20 protein-coding genes are annotated in these 19340 nt (G+C 69.0%); 3 read left to right on the top strand and 17 right to left on the bottom strand.

Annotation, left to right across the window (positions count from 1 at the left end):
- Nucleotides 1–20: 20 nt before the first annotated feature.
- The 10 genes from ACIA5H_RS17580 to ACIA5H_RS17535 all read right to left on the bottom strand — a co-directional run bounded on the left by ACIA5H_RS17580 (nt 21) and on the right by ACIA5H_RS17535 (nt 10355).
- Complete coding sequence (locus tag ACIA5H_RS17580) at nt 21–833, bottom strand: hypothetical protein (RefSeq protein ID WP_379251037.1); 813 nt, start codon at nt 831–833, stop codon at nt 21–23.
- Nucleotides 830–1486, bottom strand: coding sequence for a hypothetical protein (locus tag ACIA5H_RS17575; RefSeq protein WP_379251039.1), 657 nt, complete (start codon nt 1484–1486; stop codon nt 830–832). The genes ACIA5H_RS17580 and ACIA5H_RS17575 overlap by 4 nt, the downstream gene beginning before the upstream one ends.
- A 31-nt stretch (nt 1487–1517) precedes the next feature.
- On the bottom strand, nt 1518–1793 hold the full coding sequence (locus tag ACIA5H_RS17570) for a hypothetical protein (RefSeq protein ID WP_379251041.1): 276 nt from the start codon (nt 1791–1793) through the stop codon (nt 1518–1520).
- A gap of 8 nt (nt 1794–1801) precedes the next feature.
- Entirely contained in the window at nt 1802–2098 is a 297-nt protein-coding gene (locus ACIA5H_RS17565) for a hypothetical protein (protein WP_039799032.1), read from the bottom strand.
- 51 nt (nt 2099–2149) lie between these two features.
- A complete protein-coding gene (locus ACIA5H_RS17560; RefSeq protein ID WP_397076792.1) occupies nt 2150–2812 on the bottom strand; it encodes a DUF6668 family protein in 663 nt (220 codons plus the stop codon).
- Nucleotides 2809–3687 carry a hypothetical protein gene (locus ACIA5H_RS17555; protein WP_355070507.1) on the bottom strand — a complete coding sequence of 293 codons (879 nt, stop codon included), beginning with the start codon at nt 3685–3687 and terminating at the stop codon, nt 2809–2811. The genes ACIA5H_RS17560 and ACIA5H_RS17555 overlap by 4 nt, the downstream gene beginning before the upstream one ends.
- Nucleotides 3688–3702: 15 nt before the next feature.
- Entirely contained in the window at nt 3703–4671 is a 969-nt protein-coding gene (locus tag ACIA5H_RS17550) for a hypothetical protein (RefSeq protein ID WP_397076791.1), read from the bottom strand.
- A 57-nt stretch (nt 4672–4728) separates the two neighbouring features.
- Nucleotides 4729–6327, bottom strand: a complete 1599-nt coding sequence (locus ACIA5H_RS17545; protein WP_397076790.1) for a cutinase family protein — start codon at nt 6325–6327, stop codon at nt 4729–4731.
- A gap of 299 nt (nt 6328–6626) precedes the next feature.
- Nucleotides 6627–9035, bottom strand: a complete 2409-nt coding sequence (locus ACIA5H_RS17540; protein ID WP_397076789.1) for a RelA/SpoT family protein — start codon at nt 9033–9035, stop codon at nt 6627–6629.
- Between the two features lie 342 nt (nt 9036–9377).
- Nucleotides 9378–10355 (bottom strand): alkaline phosphatase family protein, encoded by a 978-nt coding sequence (locus ACIA5H_RS17535; RefSeq protein WP_397076788.1) that lies wholly within the window; start codon nt 10353–10355, stop codon nt 9378–9380.
- Between the two features lie 259 nt (nt 10356–10614).
- Between ACIA5H_RS17535 and ACIA5H_RS17530 the strand changes: the two genes are divergently transcribed.
- Nucleotides 10615–11400, top strand: a complete 786-nt coding sequence (locus ACIA5H_RS17530) for a metallophosphoesterase (RefSeq protein ID WP_397076787.1) — start codon at nt 10615–10617, stop codon at nt 11398–11400.
- Nucleotides 11397–11729 carry a YnfA family protein gene (locus ACIA5H_RS17525; protein WP_397076786.1) on the top strand — a complete coding sequence of 111 codons (333 nt, stop codon included), beginning with the start codon at nt 11397–11399 and terminating at the stop codon, nt 11727–11729. Before ACIA5H_RS17530 ends, ACIA5H_RS17525 begins: the two co-directional genes overlap by 4 nt.
- Before the next feature lie 96 nt (nt 11730–11825).
- Here the strand turns inward: ACIA5H_RS17525 and ACIA5H_RS17520 are convergent, their stop codons facing one another.
- The 4 genes from ACIA5H_RS17520 to ACIA5H_RS17505 form a co-directional block, all read right to left on the bottom strand.
- Nucleotides 11826–12452 carry an NUDIX hydrolase gene (locus ACIA5H_RS17520; RefSeq protein WP_397076785.1) on the bottom strand — a complete coding sequence of 209 codons (627 nt, stop codon included), beginning with the start codon at nt 12450–12452 and terminating at the stop codon, nt 11826–11828.
- Between the two features lie 78 nt (nt 12453–12530).
- On the bottom strand, nt 12531–13784 hold the full coding sequence (locus ACIA5H_RS17515; protein ID WP_397076784.1) for an adenylosuccinate synthetase: 1254 nt from the start codon (nt 13782–13784) through the stop codon (nt 12531–12533).
- 19 nt (nt 13785–13803) lie between these two features.
- Nucleotides 13804–14751 (bottom strand): hypothetical protein, encoded by a 948-nt coding sequence (locus tag ACIA5H_RS17510; RefSeq protein ID WP_397076783.1) that lies wholly within the window; start codon nt 14749–14751, stop codon nt 13804–13806.
- Nucleotides 14752–14916: 165 nt separating this feature from the next.
- Nucleotides 14917–15426, bottom strand: a complete 510-nt coding sequence (locus ACIA5H_RS17505) for a helix-turn-helix domain-containing protein (protein WP_356961649.1) — start codon at nt 15424–15426, stop codon at nt 14917–14919.
- Nucleotides 15427–15506: 80 nt separating this feature from the next.
- Between ACIA5H_RS17505 and ACIA5H_RS17500 the strand changes: the two genes are divergently transcribed.
- A complete protein-coding gene (locus tag ACIA5H_RS17500) occupies nt 15507–16277 on the top strand; it encodes an MmcQ/YjbR family DNA-binding protein (RefSeq protein WP_397076782.1) in 771 nt (256 codons plus the stop codon).
- A gap of 7 nt (nt 16278–16284) precedes the next feature.
- On the opposite strand, the gene ACIA5H_RS17495 is transcribed toward ACIA5H_RS17500, so the two are convergent.
- The 3 genes from ACIA5H_RS17495 to ACIA5H_RS17485 form a co-directional block, all read right to left on the bottom strand.
- Nucleotides 16285–17874, bottom strand: coding sequence for an ABC-F family ATP-binding cassette domain-containing protein (locus tag ACIA5H_RS17495; protein WP_397076781.1), 1590 nt, complete (start codon nt 17872–17874; stop codon nt 16285–16287).
- Nucleotides 17875–18037: 163 nt separating this feature from the next.
- Nucleotides 18038–18643, bottom strand: coding sequence for a DUF4291 domain-containing protein (locus tag ACIA5H_RS17490; protein WP_355070488.1), 606 nt, complete (start codon nt 18641–18643; stop codon nt 18038–18040).
- Between the two features lie 93 nt (nt 18644–18736).
- Nucleotides 18737–19309, bottom strand: coding sequence for an adenine phosphoribosyltransferase (locus ACIA5H_RS17485; RefSeq protein ID WP_355070486.1), 573 nt, complete (start codon nt 19307–19309; stop codon nt 18737–18739).
- Nucleotides 19310–19340: the final 31 nt, after the last annotated feature.

The raw sequence follows: 19340 nt of genomic DNA, 5'->3' as shown, positions 1-19340 counted from the left end.
ATCGGAAGACCTCCTACGACTCACCATCGCGTCCACCCCTGCAACGACTCGACGTACTCGGTCTGGGCGTTGTTGGTGGTCGTGGGCTTCAGGCGCCAATCGCCCGCGTCCCACACCATGGCCAGACGCGTCGCCGCCCACAGCTGTTTGCCGTCGATCACCGGGCCCCTGGTGGCCAACCGGACGATGGCGAGATCGTCGGCGTAGTCATCCACTTTGAACGCGTCCGAGGCGACGAAGTAGCGGGTCACCTTTTCCGGCTGCTGCTTCGGCAGCCGGGAGTCGGCCAGCGCCTTGTCGTAGGCGGCGATCTGCTGGGCGGAAACCCGGACCTGGCGCACGTACAGGTCACGGTGGGCGGGGCGGGCGTTGAGCCGATAGGTGATCTGCGCCGCGGCCAGCACCGCGCCCTGCGGGGTGTGCGAGTACCCGACGGCCAAGTCGTCCTCGATCCGGGTCGGCCCGTCGGAGGTGGAGAACGGGACGGACGCGCCGTACACCCGCTGCCAGCCGTGTGGTTCGGCGGTACCCTCCGGCGCGGCGGTCAGCCAGTCCGCGTCGCTGGGCTTGCGCTGCCGGGAGGGGTCCTGCGCGAGTGGTTGCCCGGCAGCGTTGTTCGGGATGTCGACCCGCCTGCCGAGGATGTCCAGCTCGGGGCTCGCGAAGCCGGTGCCGCCGGAGCCCTCGGCGACGGCGGGCGCGCCTGCGACCGGCTCGTCGTCACGGCTGACGAAAACGAAGATGCCGACCACCACGATGAGCGCCAGCACGGCGGCGGAGGCGACGATCCCGAAGGAGACACGGTCGCGCGCGTACGACTCCCTGTCGCTCACGTCGGTGCCTCCACTTTCACGATGTCGGTAGGTAATGCGTCGATCGAATCGATAGGTCGCGCGGTCGAATCCGGATCCGGCAGCCGTAATCTCCAGTCGTCGCCGAACCACTCCACGGCCGTGTGGTGCACCGCCTTCGACCTGTCGGAGTACTCCGTGTACACGTCCACGGTGGACCGCGACTCCGAGTAGCCGGTGATCTTGTAGCCGAGCAAACGGGGCGCGAACTCCGGGCCCGCCGGGCCGGTGATCGACAGCTGCACCCGGTTGACCGCCCATTCGTCCTTGCCCGGGCCCGGAACCAGCTCCGCGGCGGCGACTTTCGCCCATTGAGTATCGGCGGCCACGGCCAGCCGCACCGAGTGGGTCAGCGCGGCGATGGCCGCGCCGCGCGGCGAGTGCTCGAAACCGGTCGCCGCGCCGTCGGCCGTCGACCGCGGTCCCTGGCCGGTGTGCGGCAGCGGCACCCCTTGGAACGGCTGCCACCGCACATCGGTGGGAGCGGCCGAGAGGTCCGGCCCCACCGAGTCCGCGCCACCGCCGCAGCCGACCGCCGCGAACAGCAGCGCGGCGCCGACGACTCCGGCCGCGGGGCGGCGGATATCACGCCGCCACGCCGCGGTGTCCGCCGGCCGCAGTACTGTCGAATTCATTCCCGCGTCGTCCCCGTCCCGCCCCGGCGGCTCACGCGGGCAGGAACGCCAGGGCGATCCCCGACGCCGTGCTCGCCACCACAGCACCCAGCAGGCTCATCAGAACGCCGTGCGAGGCATCGTTCATGGCCAGGTCACTGCGAAAGACCAGCCACAGCTTCCCCGCGGAGACGATCATCCAGGCCAGGCACACCAGAAGGACGAACCACAGCAGCCAGTTCAGCAGCTGCATCAGCGGTGCGAGAACGTCGGCGGGCATCTGCTTGTAGGCCAGCGACCCGGCCGCGAGCATCTGTACGGTACCCATCGCCGACATCAGGTCCCGATGACCGCGTTCATGATGGTGCCCGCGCTGGTGGCGACCACGCCGCCGATCATCGCGCCCGCCACCATCTTCGGCGACTCCAGACCACCACCGGTCCACTTCTCCCAGGCGAACTTGCCGCCCGCGTAGACGATGCCGCAGATCCCGGACAACAGGACGAACCACGTGAGATACCGCACCAACTGCAGGATCTTCTCCGAACCGGGCGGCGCCTCGGGCGTCGGATTACCGACTTGCGCGAGTACGGTGCCGTACGTGTCCTGCACGGCGAGGAGGAGCGTGCTCATCGGGTGCCTTTCTCGAATAGTGGGTGGTGGTCGCCGATGCGATGCGGACGTTCACTCATCGGACGGCTTGCGAAGATCCGGAGACCCGCGGTCGTAGCCGGCCTCCTCCAGTGCCGTCCGAACTGCCGCCACGATGTCGGCGCCGAGCTCCCGGACATCGAGCGGGACTTCCTCCAGCAGATCTAGCTTGCGTTTCCTCGGTGGCACCAGGTCACCGGGCGACCACACCGGCAGCTGCTCCGGTTCGACCAGCGTCCACTCCTCGTACCACGGCACCTGCCACACCTGTCCGGCCAGGGAGCCGACCACGTCTCGGTAGCGCCGGATCTCGGGAGCCATCCGTCCTGGCCTGGCGGCGACGGTGATCAGGCCGAGCACGTCGGAAGGACCGGCGAAACCCGAAAGATGTTGGCGCAGAAGATCGTGCGCGCGAGACAGACCGGCGATGGTCTCCCTGGCGACCAGGACGACGAACGGGCTTTCGCGGTCGAAGACGCCGGGCCAGCGGCGGCCCGAATCCGCCGCGGGCGCAAGCACATGCGCGAGGGTACTGGCTCCCGCTCCGCCGTGCACACCCAGCAGCCAGACCAGCGGCGCACGGCCGACACCCGGTACGGGACGGTCCCAGACGGCGGCACGGCGGGACTCCGGCGGGGCGATCACACCGGCGGGCGCGGGATCGGGCTGACGCGGAAAAATCATGGCGGCGGTCATGATGCCACCCCGGCGAGCAGGCGCCCATACGCCCGGCGCGTCTCGTCCGCCAACGAGGAGTGCCGCACGAGTTCACCACGGGCCAGATGCGGATCGTAGGGAATCTCCCTGATATCGCGAACCCAGCCGGACAGGTGCTGGCGCAAATGATCCGCTACCCGGGAGTCGTCGCCGGGATACTGGTGCGAGATGACGATGGTGGTGTCGCCGACGATGCCGCCGCCGTGTCCTTCCTCGGCGTCACCGAACTGGTCGTCGAGCCATTCCAGGGCGACCCGCAGCCGGTTGGCCGCGTCGTTGCGCGCCGGAATGGCAAGTACCAGAGCGACTTCCGCGTCGTCGAGCAAGGGAAGCAGTTGCCGGGCGGCAATCGGATGCCCCCCGTCGTAGACGCCGGTGTATCCGGCGTCGCGCACCGCGCGGGCGACCGTGAGATAGGTCGCACGCCTGCGCAGCGGCGCGGCATCGCGCCACAGCAGGCCGACGCCCGAGGTCGCCCGCGACAGGCACTCCTTCAACGGCGCGGGCTCGTCGTCACCGCGTCCGTACAACCAGGACTGCAAACTGATCGGGTGCAGATGCTCGTCCGCGCCACGCAGCGCGAGATCACTGCCCGCCGAAGTGGCGTCCACCGCGACTGTCGGCGTTCCACCCGTGCCCATCTCACCCGCCAAACCCAATGCCGTCGTCGTGGTACCCGCACCACCGCATCCACCGACCACCAGGATCGGCCGCTGCGCCGGACGATCCGCATCGGAACCGTCACCCTTGCCGCGCCGCAACCGCACTACCGGAGCCTTCGAACGCACCGGCCGGCTCGACGCCGCGCCCTCCCCGGGCGCATCGTCGAGCCAGCGGCTCCAGTCCTCTCCCATCGCCTCTGCTCTCCTTTATCCGGCCGTGATACCCGTGATCAGGGTGCGGCCGTCGATCACCGCGGTGGTGACCGTCTGCCTGTTGTACGTGGCGGGCGCGCCGCCGGGCCGGTACTCGGTGACTTCCACCGAATACCGGTTGTCCGCGACCGTCACGATCCGCACGCAGTGCGTCGTGCCGATCGGGACGGAGTCGATGCCCCGCTGGATGACCCAGGCGGGCTGGACGTCGGCGTCCGGAGCGACGGCCGCGCGGGCGCGGTCCCCCGAACGTTCGACGTAGTACGCGTACTGGAACGACAGCACCGCGTCGGGCCCGGAGCCCGTGCCGCCCGGCTCCGCGCTGCGCACGATCGCGTCACTGCGCTCGGTCGGGCAGGCGCCCGCGCTCACCGCGCGCGGGTCACCGCCCGCGTGCACACCGCCGACGGTGAGCTGCACCGACGCGGACCCATGTGAGTCCTTGGGCAGCGCGGCGCGACCGGCGGCGGAGCGCAGCAGCAGCAGCACGCACACCGCGGCGACGGCGATGATCAGCACCGCCGCGATCCCGATGAGCAGCAGCCGGGCTCGGCGCACCGCCGGATGGTCGCGGGCGGCTTGGCGCAGCGCACGCGACACCGCAGGGCGCGGCCGCTCGACCGGCTCGGGTGAGTCGTCGTCGGCCCACGGCAACTTGACCGGATTGGCCTGCCGCGGCGCGACGTAGTCGTCGTCAGGGCCGGGCGCCCGGCCGGTCACCACCCAATCCGACCAACCGCCGGTGAATTCGCTGCGCTGCGCGGGCAGATCCGACGGGACCTCCTCGGGCTTGCGCTGCCACGGCTCGGTGTCGTCGCGGATGTAGTCCGGATAGCGCGAAGGCGCGTCGTCGTCTGCCGGGGCGATGGTGTCCGCCTCATCCGGCTTGCCCGCCTCTGGCGTTCCGACCGCAGGCTCGAGAGCGCCGTACCAGCGGGAAAGCTGTTTGTACGACTTCAACATTCCCCCATTCCCGCAGAGCAGGGCACGCAGTATCGCATCGTCGGACCCTCTCGGCGATCAGTTCGTGGAGAACGGGTAGGTGTTGGGTGTGCCGGTTCGGTCGGTGGGCGGAATCGACGTCACGCCGCTGGATGAGGCGCCGTCGGCTCCTGTCCCGAACGGAAATTGTCCCGTACCGGACGAACTCGGCGTGGGAGACGCGCCGGAGCCGTCCCCGAAGAATCCGGTCGGCTGCTTCTCCAGCACGGTCCTCGGCTCGGCCTTGCTGCCGAAGGCGTCGGCGATGTCGCGAGCGATCGCCGCGAACCAGTCGGCCACGAACTGGGTGGGAGCGTCACCGTTCGCCGAGACGGTCGCGCTGGTGTAAGCGGTGTGACGCTGCACGGTGTCCCAGTAGCGCACCCACGTGGTCGTGTTCAGCAGCTCGCTGTTGTCGGTGATGTTCTGCACCACCGCGTCGAACGCCTGGGTGACCAGACGGACGCCGGTGGTCGGCGGGATCAGCTGCGGAATAGCGCCGAGCAGCTTGACGCCGAGCGACAGCAGGGCGGCGGGCGGATTCGCCAGGCCCGCGGTGGCGAGCTCGGCGATGTTCGCCGGGGCGATCACCGTCCGGACCACCGCGATCACCGAGTTCAAACCGATCATGCCGACTTTCAGCAGCGCCTGCAGCGCGGCGGGCAGATTCAGCGGAGTTCGTGGATCCGAGGCGTCGGCGAGGCGCTGCGAGATCGACTTCTGCGGCGAGATCGACAGGGTGGCCAGCGAATTGCCCTGGATGTCGCCGTTGACCACTTCGGTCGCGGTCTTGATGGAGGTGAACGCCAGCGCCTGCGCGATCGATACCAGTGAGGCGATCGGGTCGCCGCCGCTGAGCTTGGACTGGCCCGCCACGTTGGCGACCGCCTTCAGGATGGGCGCGCCGTCCGGGGCGTCGCAGGCGAGATCCCCCGCCGCGCAGAAACTCGCCACCCGGCCGGTGAGCGCCCCGAAATTCGCGGCCTTGTCTCGTTCCGGGCCGATGCCGCCGCCGGTGGCGGGCGCCTGCGGCAGTGCGGCGATGGACACCAGCCGGTCCCCCGAGGTTCCGGGCGCGGGGTCCGGCGTCGCCTTGCCGGGCGCGCCGGGAAAAAGCGGCGCACCGGGATTGCGGGTCGGGTCGCCGAACAACGCGACCGCGGCGACCTTTTCGGCGGGCAGCGCACCGTGCCCCTGGCCTACCTCCTGGGCGAACATCGAGGCGACGTGCGCGCCCTGCGAATAACCGACGACCGCGAACCGGCTGTTCGGGCAAGCCTCGGCAACGGTCCCGGCCATGCTCCGCAGACGGGCCAGGCCGCCGGCCACGGATTCCGAATACGGCGCCGCACCACCGGCTGTCGCACCGCCGAAACCGGATTCGTATGGCACGTAAGCCCGATCGACGAGTCCGGTGTCCGGAGCTTTCGCCATCATCGGGCGGAACACGGTGGAAAGCATTCCGGTGTCGGTGGTGGGCGCGGCATCCGGCGACGATTCACCGGTGCCTTGAATGCCCAAGGCGTACAACGCGGGACAGGTCGTGAGACGGATCTTCGTGGACGGGCCAACAGGATTCGACGGCTCCGCCGCGGCGACACCGGCGGTCGCCACAGCCACGGCGAGTGCTACCAGCATCCCCGAGAGTCTTGCCGAGTATCCAGTCATAGCGATCCGCAATCAAGTCGTCAGCCGCAGCTACCTCAACGCCATGAAACGCAATAGACCGTAACAGATTACGGCTATTACTGCCGCATCGACGGAAAACTTCCACGACACACCGAGTTGAACGCGACACGCAGTGGCGCGTTCCGGGGAAGGGTCCGACAAGTTTCCGGCATCGCGCCCCGAATGGCAACCCCTGGAGCCGAGTTGGCGGCAAGCGGAAACCCTTGCGATAAGAGCTAATTGACAGCTACTCGAAGGGTTCGCGCGCGTCAGGCCGCGGAGGTGACGCGGTAGACGTCGTAGACGCCCTCCACGTTGCGCACCACGTTCAGCAAGTGCCCCAAGTGTTTCGGATCGCCCATCTCGAAGGTGAACTTGCTGATCGCCACCCGGTCGCCGTGCGTGGCCACCGAGGCGGACAGGATGTTGACCTTCTCATCGGCCAGCACCTTGGTCACGTCGGACAGCAGCCGCGTGCGGTCGAGCGCCTCGATCTGGATGGCGACCAGGAACACCGAGGACGGCGACGGGGCCCAGGACACATCGATGATCCGTTCGGCCTGCTCACGCAGGGAGCCGGCATTGGTGCAGTCGGTACGGTGCACGCTCACCGCGCCACCGCGGGTCACGAAGCCCATGATCTCGTCGCCGGGCACCGGAGTGCAGCACTTCGCCAGCTTGGCGACCGTGCCGGGAGCGCCGGGGATCAGCACGCCCGCGTCGCCGGTGACCCGCTGCCTGCTCGGTGTCGTCGACGGGGTGGAGCGTTCGGCCAGCTCGTTCTCCACGTCGCCGATGCCGCCGAGCTGCGCCATCAGCCGCTGCACCACGTGGTGCGCGGAGACCTGGTGCTCGCCGACGGCGGTATAGAGCGTGGAGATGTCGGTGTAGTGCAGTTCGTGGGCGACGGCGGTCATCGCGTCGACGCTCATCAACCGCTGCAGCGGCAGCCCGACGCGACGGACTTCCTTGGAGATCTGCTCCTTGCCGCTCTCCAGCGCCTCCTCGCGACGCTCCTTGGCGAACCATTGGCGAATCTTGGCCTTGGCGCGCGGCGACACCACGAAGTTCTGCCAGTCGCGGCTGGGTCCCGCGTTCTGCGCCTTCGAGGTGAACACCTCGACGACCTCGCCGTTCTCCAGCTGACGCTCCAGCGCGACCAGGCGCCCGTTCACCCTGGCGCCGATGCAACGGTGCCCCACCTCGGTGTGCACGGCGTAGGCGAAGTCCACCGGCGTCGACTTCTGCGGCAGCGTGATCACGTCACCCTTCGGCGTGAACACGAAGATTTCCGGCGATTTCAGGTCGAAGCGCAGCGACTCCAGGAACTCGGCGGGGTCGGCGGCCTCGCGCTGCCAGTCCAACAGCTGGCGCATCCACGCCATGTCGTCGACCTCGGCGGTGTCGTTGGAGTGTTTACCCCTGGTCTCCTTGTAGCGCCAGTGCGCGGCGATGCCGAACTCCGCGGTGCGGTGCATGTCCTGTGTGCGGATCTGCACCTCCAGCGGCTTGCCGTCCGGCCCGACCACGGTGGTGTGCAGCGACTGGTAGACGCCGTAGCGCGGCTGGGCGATGTAGTCCTTGAACCGTCCCGCCATGGGTTGCCACAGCGAGTGCACCACGCCGACGGCCGCGTAGCAGTCGCGCACCTCGTCGCACAGGATGCGGATGCCGACCAGGTCGTGGATGTCGTCGAAGTCCTTACCCTTGACGATCATCTTCTGGTAGATCGACCAGTAGTGCTTCGGGCGGCCCTCGACGATCGCGTTGATCCGGGACGCGGCCAGCGTGTTGACGATCTCGGCTCGCACCTTCGCCAGGTAGGTGTCGCGCGAGGGCGCGCGGTCGGCGACCAGCCGGACGATCTCGTCGTATTTCTTCGGGTGCAGGATCGCGAAGGCGAGGTCCTCCAGCTCCCACTTCACCGTGGCCATGCCGAGGCGATGGGCGAGCGGTGCGATGACTTCCAGCGTTTCCTTGGCCTTCTTGGCCTGCTTCTCCGGCGGCAGGAAACGCATGGTGCGCATGTTGTGCAGCCGGTCGGCCACCTTGATCACCAGCACACGCGGGTCGCGGGCCATCGCGATGATCATCTTGCGGATCGTCTCGGCCTCGGCGGCCGCGCCCAGGTTGACCTTGTCCAGCTTGGTGACGCCGTCGACGAGGTGCGCGACCTCGGAGCCGAAGTCCTGGGTGAGCTGTTCGAGGCTGTAGCCGGTGTCTTCGACCGTGTCGTGCAGCAGCGCGGCCACCAGCGTGGTGGTGTCCATGCCGAGTTCGGCGAGAATGTTCGCCACGGCGAGCGGATGGGTGATGTAGGGGTCACCCGATTTGCGGAACTGATGCTTGTGCCGCTCGTCGGCCACGTCGAACGCGCGTTGCAGCAGCGTCAGGTTCGCCTTCGGGTACAGCTCGCGGTGCACGGTGGCCAGCGGCTCCAGCACCGGCTTGACCGCCGCGATACCGCGCTGCCCGGTCATGCGGCGGGCCAGGCGGGCTCGCACCCGGCGCGAAGCCGAGGTCGGAACGGCGGAAGAGGCGCCGGGCTGACGCGGCGGGGTCGCGTTCGCCGACGCCGGCGATTTCGGGGTCTGCGCGGCGTCGGTGGCGCCCGCACCGTTCGACCGCGGGCCCGACGTCGATTGCTCGACCTTCGCCTCGCCCAGATGCTGAGTCATGCCACCACCTCTCCGCGCCTCGATCGGACCACCCTATCCGACCGGTGCAACCTCCCGGACCACCAACTTTAGTCCGGGCGGAGCACCCACGTCCGCTCTGCTGAGGAAGGATGCGCGCCGGAGTGCCGGGACGACGAACCGGCGCGGGCGCGCAGCGGTCCCGGCCACCCTCTTACACCGTCGTATTTCGGACACAGGCGGAGCGCGGCGCTCGGTAGCCTCGCTGCGCACGCGACGCTCTCCGCAGCGAGATTCATCAGCTTGACCAGCGCTTTTACCCGATGAGGCGTGATCCCCGAACCGGTGGGGCGAGAACTACGAGCCGAGGCGGGACAGGCGCGGTCAGCGAATGGCGGCGGGCTGGGATCCGGCGAACGGCGTCCGGTCGGAGCCGGGCTCGAACCGAAGCGAGCGACCGTCGAGATCGACGGCGGGAGCGACGTCGAGCAGGTCGAGCACGGTCGGGGTGATGTCGACCAGGGTGGCTCGGGTACTGGTGGCGCCGGGCCGGAAGTCCGGGCCGCGGGCGATGACGAAGTTGGTCGTCTCGTCCGGCGACTGGCCGCCGTGCCCGCCTTCGGGGGTGTGGCCGTGGTCGGCGGTGACCAGGATGGTCCACCGCTCGGCGGGGTGGGCGGCGGCGCGGGCGTCCACCGCGGCGACGATGCGTCCGACCAGGACATCGATGCGCTGCACCGCGTCGAGGTAGGCGCGCGAGGCGCCACCCGCGCCGTGACCGGCGTGGTCCACCTGGTCCAGGTGGGTGAACAGCAGGTCGGGCGCGAACCTGCCGATCGCGGACGCCACGGCGTCGGCGGTGGCGGCGTCGGTGCGCGACTCGTCCGGATCGTCCGGCACGGGCGCGGTGGAGACGACGACGTCGGCGCGCGGGCTGCCGCTGCCGGTCATCGTGGCGATCTGGTCCCAGGTGGCGATGGACTGGGTCTTCGACGCGGGCCGAGCGCGTTCGAGTTGGGTGAACACCGTGGGGTACCGCGCGAACGGCGCGGCGGTGAACTGGTTGTCCGTGATGCCGTGCTTGCGATCCCACACGCCGGTCAGCACGGTGGCCCAGGACGGACCGGAGATGGTGATGTGCGGGGCGATGGACGAACGGCTGAGCAAGCCCTCGCCGCTCAGCCGCAGCAGATTAGGCGCCTGCGCTTGCTCGACCTTGCCGTACATCAAGCCGTCCAACCCGATCACGACCACTTTGGCCGCGGGCGCCTCGCCCTGCGCGACTCCGGCCGCGGCGGGCAGTGAGAGGAACCCAGCCGCCGCGGTGGCAACGACTTTCGACAGCAGTTGCGCTCCGCTCATATCGCGACCATGCGGGAGCGACCGGCGCGCGCGATAGTCCGACGCGGCAGTGTTCATGGACGTTTCATCGGACGCCACACTGCCCGTAGTCTCACTGAACAGCCCTTGAACAAGGAATAGCCAACAGCTATATACCGATCTCACGGTGAGTCGCTGCCGGGTGAACGCCGAGTTTCCCGCTTCGCCCCGGTCGGCCGTCGCGGACGTGCTTCGCGCCGTCGCTTGACACGCCCTTCGCCGGTATGGCTGGCTGGCCGTTGTGACCCCAGCGCGCACCGCCGAGCGCATTCGCGTCGCGGCCGTCGGCGACCTGCATATGCACGCGGCCGTGGCCGGGCGTTTTCGTCCGGACTTCCTGCGCCTGCCCGATGCCGCGGATGTCCTTTTGCTCGCAGGCGATCTCACCGATGGCGGCACCCGCTCGCAAGTCGATCTGCTGTGCGCGGAACTCGAAAGTCTTCCCGTGCCGGTGGTCGCCGTACTCGGCAATCACGACCATGACGACGAATCGGGCGACCTGATCGCGGCACGGCTCACCGCGGTGGGCGTCCATGTACTCGACGGCACTTCGATCTGTCTCGAGATCAACGGCATTCGGCTCGGCGTCGCCGGAGTCATGGGCGGCAGCGGTGGCTTCCCCGGCCATCCCGGCACACCGGACGAGGGGTCCGCCGAACATCGCGCTCGCATGCGGCGCGGACCGGTCGACGCCCTTCGCCTACGCCGGGCACTCGGCCGGATCGACTGCGAAACTCGCATCGCGCTCACGCATTTCGCGCCCGTCGTCGACACCCTGGCCGGGGAACCGCCGAAGATCTACCCCGGCCTGGGTTGCCATGATCTGGCCGAGGCGGTCGACGCGGACGGGGCGGTGCTCGCCGTCCACGGACATGCCCATGGCGGTACCGAATTCGGCCGCACCCAGGGCGGCGTGCCGGTACGCAACGTCTCCTACCCGGTACTGCGGCGCGCCTACGCCGTCTACGAGGTCGGGCCGGGCTCGCGACGTCCGGCGGACCGCGAGCAAGTACCGTCCCCGCCATGATCGTCGCCCGTTCACTGCTGCTGTTCGCCCTCGCCGCGCTCGCCGAAATCGGCGGTGCCTGGCTGGTGTGGCAGGGCTGGCGAGAACAGCGCGGCGTCGTCTGGATCGCCGCGGGCGTGCTCGCGCTCGGCGTCTACGGATTTGTCGCCACCTTCCAGCCGGACCCGAACTTCGGCCGCATCCTGGCCGCCTACGGCGGTGTCTTCGTCGCGGGCTCGCTGGCCTGGGGCATGCTGGTGGACAAGTTCCGCCCCGATCGCTGGGACTACCTCGGCGCGGCGATCTGCCTGGTCGGCGTCACGGTCATCGTGTACGCGCCGCGCCGCTGACCGGAGTATCGCGGCGCCCTCGATCGTTGTCTCGCGAATCCGGTTCACGCCCTCGAGGAACGACCGCGCGAGCGTCCCGCGGGCGGGTGCTCCGATTCACTCGGGTGCGCCGAACGCCCACACCGCCGCAGGCCGGCCGGTCGCTTTGACCCGACGCCGTTCGGCGGTGCGCGCCAGTCCCGGGATGGCCGCCAGCGTCCGGTTCAGGTTCGCCGCATCGGGACGGGCTCCGGACAGCGCCGTGGCGGCCTCCACTGCCCTGGTCGCGGGGAACTCGGCGCCGAGCAGAGCTCGGGTGAACGTCACGTCCTTCCACAACAACCCGGTCAGGACACCGCGGGCCACGCCGACGATGCGGTCGTGGTCGAACGCCAGCTCGGGCACCTCGTCGAACCCGGTCCACCGCGCCGGGCCCTCGTGCGGCCCTACCACCGCCCACATCGCGATCGAGAGGGTCGGGCCGCGCGGGTCGCGGTTCGGCTCGTCGAAAGTCACCAACTGCCCCACCGCGCCGATGGCGACCTCCGGGACCCCCAATTTGGTGTGCACCGCTCGCCGCGCCGCGACGGCCAACCGCTCGCCTCGTCCGAGCAGCACACCCGGAAGGGCCAACTGCCCCGCGAACGGCTCCGTCGCACGTGGCGCGATCCCGAAGCGGACGCCGCCGTCCTCGTCCCAGAACCGCAACGCCACGACATCCACCGACACAACGGACTGCTCCACGACCGTCCATCCTGCCCGACCGGCCGCGCGGTACGCGGACCCTCCTCGCGGTACGCCGCGGACGTGTTCGCGGACCATTCACGCCGCGACCGGATACGCCATGCGTGTGCGGTGGTGGCGGCCGGGGCCGTCGGCGGTGAGGACGACCGGCACACCGAGCGCCCGGGCCAGCCACGGCACCGGGTCATCGGGCATTTCGGCGAGGACCGGGTGGGCGCGCGTCAACAAACGGGTCAGTTCCCGCTGATGGTCCAGATCCTGCCAACGGCCGATGGGCACCGCGTCCAAGGCGACGCCGTCTACGGTGTAACGAGTTGCGGCATAACGTCTTCCGGGGACATCGAGGTGATTGACCACGAGGCCGTCGATACCGCCCGAGACGTCGATGGCGTAACGCAGCAACATCGTGTCCAAGTGTCCGAGACGGAATTCGCCTTGGTAGCGCCCGGCCGTGTTGTGCGGCTCGGTCAGGGCGAGACCGGAAGCCTCGGTGGGGAACGGTCCCGCGCCGTGACGGGTCTGATAGGTGCGGGTGACGCCGAGCACGTAACCGGAGGCGCCGATCCCGGCGAGCATCGCCCGCGCGTTGCGCGGCTCGACGGTCGACCAGGTGGTGTGCGGATGAAACCCGCGCCATTCGTCGAGCAGGACGCCTTGGGCACCCTCGAACACCACTGTGCCGCGGCGCGCGAACCGAGCCAACTGCTCGTCCCCGACGATCCGCACCGCTGCGACGAACTCCCGGTACATGTCGACCAAGTCGTCGATCGGTTCGTAGCGATGTTCGCTCGATCCGATGAGCGGCCCGTAGTGCGCCGCCATCGCCCGCAACTTACGCCGCAGCACCAGGGGGCGCAGGCAATCCGACACGGTCGGAGCCGCGTGCGCGAGGGCGTATCCCGCGGTCTCGCCGATGCCCCGCCCGCACGAACCGTGCCGCGCGGAACCCCGCGCATCCTCGCGAGCACGGTTGGCGGCGATGTGGATGGGGGTAGTGAGCAAGGCCCGTCCGTCGATCCGCAGCAACGACAGCGGGTCGCGGACGCCCAGCGCGGCCAGCCCGCGCGCCTCCGCGGCCAGCGCGATCGGCTCGACCAGCAGATGCCGCGACAGCAGCGTCGGCACGCCCGCGAACGTCCCCGATCCGAATTGCGCGAACGTGTGATGCCGCCCTTCGGCGACCACGTTGTGCGCCGCTTGCGCCCCGCCGTTGAACCGTACGACAGCGGAGACATCGAATCCCGACTCGGGTGCGCACAGCCAGTCGACCGTCGCCCCCTTGCCCGCGTCCCCGAATCCGAGATCCACGACGATGATGTGCGAGCCGAACATCACGTGGTCTCCGCCGGTTTCAGCCGCGGCCACGCGGCAGGGCCCGTGGTCGCCCGCTGTCGGCTCCGAGCGCCTTGCCGACCGACGCGGCTTCGGCCACCGACCCGACCTCGCGCAGATCCGCCAGTCCGCCGGCCAGGTCGACGCGCCCTTCCGCCAATCCGAGGGTCAGCGCGATGAGTTCGCACACCGCGGCGGGGTCGTCCAGGCGAAGGAAGTTCTGGCCGAGCAGTCCGCGCCAGTGCTCGGCGATCTCCGGGTCATGGAAGTAGCTCGACTGGTCGGGCAGGATGTAGTGCACGTGCCAGCGTTCGGCGAGCTCACGGTAGACGGATTCGACGGAGATGTCCTGTCGCACACTGTCGCCGATGATCGCGCGGATGTGGCGGGAGGCCAGCCGCGGCTTGTTCAGTTCGTCGCCGATCAGGAACAGGTAGCCCTTCTTGCGCCGTTTCTCCCAAGCGTCGGTCACGATGTGCGTCGCCAGGAAATAGGCGGCCAGTTCATAGCTTTCGGACTTCTGCCCTCCGCCGCCGCCTTCCAGGAAGACGGCGCGCAGCTGCTCGTCCATCCGGTTGTCGGATTCGAACTGCCCGACCTGTAGTGGCACACGGTCGGTGTCCGCGTCACCGATCGCGCCGAACAGAATCTGCGGATCGTCCGCGTAGCCCTTGCGTCGCAACAGGCCGTGCAGCGTGCCCAGCTTGTCCTGCATGATCCGCGGTACCCGGCCCATCGATCCGGTGACGTCGAACAGCACCGCGATCGGCAGCGAGTGGGCATGGTCGGCGGAATCCCGGCATTCGCGCACCGTGACACCGAGCGGATCCAGCATCGGATGCACCCGCCAGTTCGAATGCGGCTCGGCCCGCATGTCGGCGGTGTAGCCGAAGTCGTCGATGCCGCGAGCGGCTCGGAAAGTCTTGGCCGCGCGGTAGGCGGAGTCGTCCCAGTGTCCGTATCCCATGTGATCACGTCCCTTCTCCGTTTTAGTCTATTCGACCAAAACAAAACCGGCCAAGGGTCGGGTCGGCCCCTGGCGTCCGACTGAGCCTTCCGGCCCAGCGCGCACCCCTCCGGTTCCCGCCGCCGGTCGCCTGAACAGCAGCGGCTTTCGGGCCCAGGACTTCGGTCAGTCCGCGGCGTCTGCGGCTTCGAGCACTCCCCCGATCAGCATCGTTCCCGGCGCTTGCCTGCCACCGGGTCCGGAAAGCCACCGGACATTGTCCGCGGTGAGCGACCCACCGCACTCCCGGCACACCACCACGCCGGACGTTGGCCGCCCGCACTCGCGATGGACCACTACGGCGGGCGGGCCTTCCGCGCCCGCGAGCCATTTGTCACCCCAGGTGAGCAGCATCGCGAGGACCGGATACAGGTCACGGCCACGTTCGGTGAGCAGATACTCGTAGCGGGCCGGATTCGATTGGTACGCCCGCTTTTCCACGATGCCGTGCTCACGCAGCACCTCCAGGCGAGCGGCGAGCACATTGGAAGCGATGCCGAGGTCGCGACGCAGATCCTCGAAGCGGGTCAGGCCGACGAACAGATCGCGCAGGATCAACGGCGTCCAGCGCTCGCCGATCGCGTCGACCGTGCGCGCGATCGAGCAAACGATGTCGGAGAAAGCGGCCTTGGGCATTTGCCCAGTCTAGTCCATTGCTTTTTGCAAGTGACTTGAACTAGGTTCGGAATCAGCGACAAGCGAAGGGGTTGACCAGCATGTCCGACGCCATCACCGAGTTCCGATCCGCGACCGAAAGCGGCGACATGGATGCGCTGGCACGGGTACTCGCGCCCGATGCCGAATTGATTTCACCGCTGTCCGGCCGACTGGTCTTCCGCGGTCGGCACGACCTGCGCGTGCTGCTCTCCGCCGCGTACGGCAGGCTCACCGGCTTGCGGTGGACCGAGGAGATCGGCGACGGCGCGCGGCGCGTCCTGCTGGCCGAAGCCGGGATCGGACCGTTCCGGCTGACCGAAGCGCTGGTGCTGCGGCTCGACGACCAGGGTCGCATCCGCACGTTGCAGCCACACCTACGTCCGTGGCTGACGCTCACCTACCTCGCGGTGCGCTTGGCCTGTCCAAGCATCCCGGCCTCATGCGGCGTGCGGCCAAGGCCACATAGACTCCCACTCGTGGACCCGCTCGCCCGAATCCGCGCGATCTGCCTGGATCTGCCGGAAGGCACCGAACGGCCCAGCCACGGCTCCCCAGCCTTCTTCGTCGCGGCGAAGAAGGCGTTCATGTACTACCTCGAGGACCGGCACCGGGAGCCGGGTACGACGATCTGGTGCCCGGCTCCCATAGGCGTGCAGGCCGAAATGGTCGCCGCCGAGCCCACCCGGTTCTTCGTGCCGCCCTACGTCGGGCACCGCGGCTGGATCGGCGTCCGGCTGGACGTGGGACCCGACTGGGACGAAGTCGCCGAGATCGTCCGGGACGGTTACCGACTCGTCACCCCGAAGCGGCTCTCGGCGCTGCCGACCTGACGGCGGGTCAGGTCACCAGCGTCTCCGTCAATCCCGCCGCGGTGAGTTCCAGACGCCGGGTCACCCCGATGTCGTCCAGGAAGCGCGGATCGTGGCTGACCACGATCAGCGCGCCCTCGAAGCCTGCCAGCGCCTGGGTGAGGTGCTCCAGGCTGGGCAGGTCGAGGTTGTTGGTCGGCTCGTCCAGTAGCAGCAGGCGCGGCGCGGGGTCGGCCAGCAGCAGCATCGCCAGCGCCGCGCGCAACCGTTCACCGCCGGACAGCGCCGCCGCCGCGACGTCGGCGTCCGCGCCGCGGAACAGGAAGCGAGCCAGCTGCGCCCGGATCCGCTCCGCGGAGGCGTGCGGCGCGGTGGAGGCGACATTCTCGAATACCGTCTTCCGCTCGTCGAAGACGTCCAAGCGCTGCGGCAGCATCCGCCACGGCACCTTCGGCCCCTCCTCGACGATGCGCCGCAGCAGCGTCGTCTTGCCGACGCCGTTGCGGCCGGTCAACGCGATCCGCTCCGGACCGGACACCCGCAACGCCACCGTCGGCCCGCACGCCAGCTCGACTCCGTCCAGCTCGATGACGTCCTGACCGGGATACAGCCGCGTGTCGGGCAACTCCACCCGGATCTCCCGATCGTCGCGCAACAACTCCTTGGCCTGCTCGAGCTGTTCCTTGGCGGAGTCCAACTTTTCGATGTGGTTGTTGCGCAACTTGCCCGCGGACACCTGCGCCTGCCGTTTGCGTTCGCCCATCACGATTTTCGGCTCCCGCTTCTGGTCCCACATCTTCTGCCCGTACCGCTGCCTGCGGTCCAGTTTGATGCGCGCCTCGACGAGTTCGCGTGCCTGCTTGCGGACATCGCTGCGCGCGTCCCGGATCGCGGCGCGGGCTGCCTCCTGCTCGGCGGCGACGATCCGCTCGTATTCGCTGAAATTGCCGCCGAACAACCGGAGTTCGCCGTGGCGCAGCTCCGCGATGGTCGCCATCCGATCCAGGAGCGCACGGTCGTGGCTGACCGTGAGCACCGTGCCGGAGAATTGGCCGATCACCTCGTAGAGCCGCGCGCGAGCCACCCGATCCAGGTTGTTCGTCGGTTCGTCCAGCAACAGCACGTCGGGCTCGCCGAGCAGCTCGGCGACCAGTCCGAGCAGCACCGTCTCGCCGCCGGACAGGGTGTCGAGCGTGCGATCGAGATGCTCCACCGAGTCGGCGACATAGTGCAGGCCGAGCCGGGCCAGCAACGCCAACGCCCGCTCCTCGACATCCCACTGGTTGCCGACCGAGTCGAAGTCGGCCTCGCTGCCGACTCCGGATTCGATGCGGTGCAAGGCTTTTCGCACATCCGCGATGCCCAGCACCGCGTCGACGCGCTGCCCCACGCCCAGACCGAGGTCCTGGCGCAGATACCCGAGATGCCCGGCGATCGTGACGGACCCGCGAACGGGCTTCAGCTCCCCCGCGATCAACCGCAGCAAAGTGGATTTACCCGCACCGTTCCCGCCGACCAGGCCGATGTGACCGGGGCCGAGCACGGCGTCGAGGCTCTCGAAAACGGGGGTGCCGTCCGGCCAGCCGAAAGTGAGATCGGAAAAAGACAGATTGGTCATGCCAGCTCCCAGAGGTTGCGACGAGACACGGCGCGCGAATGCGGGCCGCACGGTGGCTACCTCAAATGAGCAACGGCAGAACTCCGATCAACGGAAATAAGACCTCTACAGGTTAATCACAACTTCGGCAGATGCGCCAGTGCGATTCGGATCACACGGTTCGTCAGGACGACGCGCCGATGGCGGCGGCGACGGCCGCGGGCAACGGATAGGGGCGCTCCTCGGGAAGGGCCCGAGTCGCCGCCTCCAGCTTCCCGTCCGCTACCAACTGCCGCAGCTGCCGCGCTTCCCCGGTGACATCGCGGATCCCGGTGATCCAGCGGTCGAGGAAATGCCCCACGGCGATACCGCCCAAGCCCACTTGCAGGGAGCGGTACGCCAGCGGACGATGCGCGAGGTCACGTTCCGGATCCCACTGGACGCGCACCGGACTCGCCCGCAACCGCTCGGCCCACACCTCACGATCCGGGTGGAGCTTCCGGTCGTAATGGCTGAGGCAGGCATGCGCCAGTGCCCATTCGAACCCGGCACGGGTGATCGTCACCGCCAAGACCCGCTCCTGGCCGGGCTTGCTCGCCCACCCGCAGCGATACATCATCCACAGGAACGAGGGCTTGATCCACGTCATCCGCTCCCGGCGAAACGGCTCGACGAAAGTCCCAGCGGCAACGGCGGGTTCGGCGATCTCCGGGGAGTAGGCCTGATAGACGACGATCGTCCGCTCGTCGTAGACCGCCCGGATCCGGCGCGGCGGCTCCTCAGGTCGCATGCCGCGATCCTGACAGTCGCCGCGGTGGCGAGCAACAGAATTAGGCTGCGAGCGGCTCCCCGCGGGCGGCCCCCGTGCGCGGCCGGTGCCGGCTCAGAGCTGAACGATCGAGGTCAGCGGGTAGTCGCCCTGCCGGGCGCGCCCGCCAAGGAAGCCGAGTTCCAGCACCACCGCGGCGGCGGCCACTTCGGCGCCCGCCTGCTTGAAGAGCTCGGCCGCGGCGGCGAGCGTGCCGCCGGTGGCGAGGACGTCGTCCAGCAACAGAACGCGACGGCCGGTCAGGTCGAGGCCGTCCGCGGGAATCTCCAGCGCGGCGGTGCCGTATTCGAGGCTGTACTCGCGGCTGATCACCGGCGGCGGCAGTTTGCCCGCTTTGCGGACGGCGAGCACGCCGGTGCCGAGGGACGCGGCGACACCCGCACCGAGCAGGAAGCCACGGGCGTCGACGCCGGCAACCAGATCGGCGTCGGGCGCGCACGCGGCCAGGCAATCGACCACGGCGCGGAAGCCCTCGGCGTCGGCGAACACCGGGGTGAGATCCGCGAAACGTACACCGGGCGTGGGGAAGTCGTCGTGCCAACGGGTCAAACGGTCGACCACCTCGGCGGCTCTGGTGGTCCGTTCGGCGGCTACATTCTCGGACTCGATCGCCGCGTGCTTGCTCATCGACACCTCTCCATGATCACATCACCCACAC

It is taken from the genome of Nocardia sp. NPDC051900, assembly GCF_044452545.1.
Lineage (GTDB): Bacteria > Actinomycetota > Actinomycetes > Mycobacteriales > Mycobacteriaceae > Nocardia > Nocardia sichangensis.
This window is presented reverse-complemented; position numbering and strand designations above follow the sequence as displayed.

Excerpts from the sequence above, each read along its gene's own strand:
- ACIA5H_RS17510 (WP_397076783.1), bottom strand. The coding sequence starts at position 14,751 with ATGGGATACGGACACTGGGACGACTCCGCCTACCGCGCGGCCAAGACT.
- ACIA5H_RS17560 (WP_397076792.1), bottom strand. The coding sequence starts at position 2,812 with ATGACCGCCGCCATGATTTTTCCGCGTCAGCCCGATCCCGCGCCCGCC.
- ACIA5H_RS17570 (WP_379251041.1), bottom strand. The coding sequence starts at position 1,793 with ATGGGTACCGTACAGATGCTCGCGGCCGGGTCGCTGGCCTACAAGCAG.
- ACIA5H_RS17550 (WP_397076791.1), bottom strand. The coding sequence starts at position 4,671 with ATGTTGAAGTCGTACAAACAGCTTTCCCGCTGGTACGGCGCTCTCGAG.
- ACIA5H_RS17525 (WP_397076786.1), top strand. The coding sequence starts at position 11,397 with ATGATCGTCGCCCGTTCACTGCTGCTGTTCGCCCTCGCCGCGCTCGCC.
- ACIA5H_RS17515 (WP_397076784.1), bottom strand. The coding sequence starts at position 13,784 with ATGTTCGGCTCGCACATCATCGTCGTGGATCTCGGATTCGGGGACGCG.
- ACIA5H_RS17485 (WP_355070486.1), bottom strand. The coding sequence starts at position 19,309 with ATGAGCAAGCACGCGGCGATCGAGTCCGAGAATGTAGCCGCCGAACGG.
- ACIA5H_RS17505 (WP_356961649.1), bottom strand. The coding sequence starts at position 15,426 with ATGCCCAAGGCCGCTTTCTCCGACATCGTTTGCTCGATCGCGCGCACG.
- ACIA5H_RS17535 (WP_397076788.1), bottom strand. The coding sequence starts at position 10,355 with ATGAGCGGAGCGCAACTGCTGTCGAAAGTCGTTGCCACCGCGGCGGCT.
- ACIA5H_RS17555 (WP_355070507.1), bottom strand. The coding sequence starts at position 3,687 with ATGGGAGAGGACTGGAGCCGCTGGCTCGACGATGCGCCCGGGGAGGGC.
- ACIA5H_RS17490 (WP_355070488.1), bottom strand. The coding sequence starts at position 18,643 with ATGCGACCTGAGGAGCCGCCGCGCCGGATCCGGGCGGTCTACGACGAG.
- ACIA5H_RS17540 (WP_397076789.1), bottom strand. The coding sequence starts at position 9,035 with ATGACTCAGCATCTGGGCGAGGCGAAGGTCGAGCAATCGACGTCGGGC.
- ACIA5H_RS17545 (WP_397076790.1), bottom strand. The coding sequence starts at position 6,327 with ATGCTGGTAGCACTCGCCGTGGCTGTGGCGACCGCCGGTGTCGCCGCG.
- ACIA5H_RS17500 (WP_397076782.1), top strand. The coding sequence starts at position 15,507 with ATGTCCGACGCCATCACCGAGTTCCGATCCGCGACCGAAAGCGGCGAC.
- ACIA5H_RS17575 (WP_379251039.1), bottom strand. The coding sequence starts at position 1,486 with ATGAATTCGACAGTACTGCGGCCGGCGGACACCGCGGCGTGGCGGCGT.
- ACIA5H_RS17565 (WP_039799032.1), bottom strand. The coding sequence starts at position 2,098 with ATGAGCACGCTCCTCCTCGCCGTGCAGGACACGTACGGCACCGTACTC.
- ACIA5H_RS17495 (WP_397076781.1), bottom strand. The coding sequence starts at position 17,874 with ATGACCAATCTGTCTTTTTCCGATCTCACTTTCGGCTGGCCGGACGGC.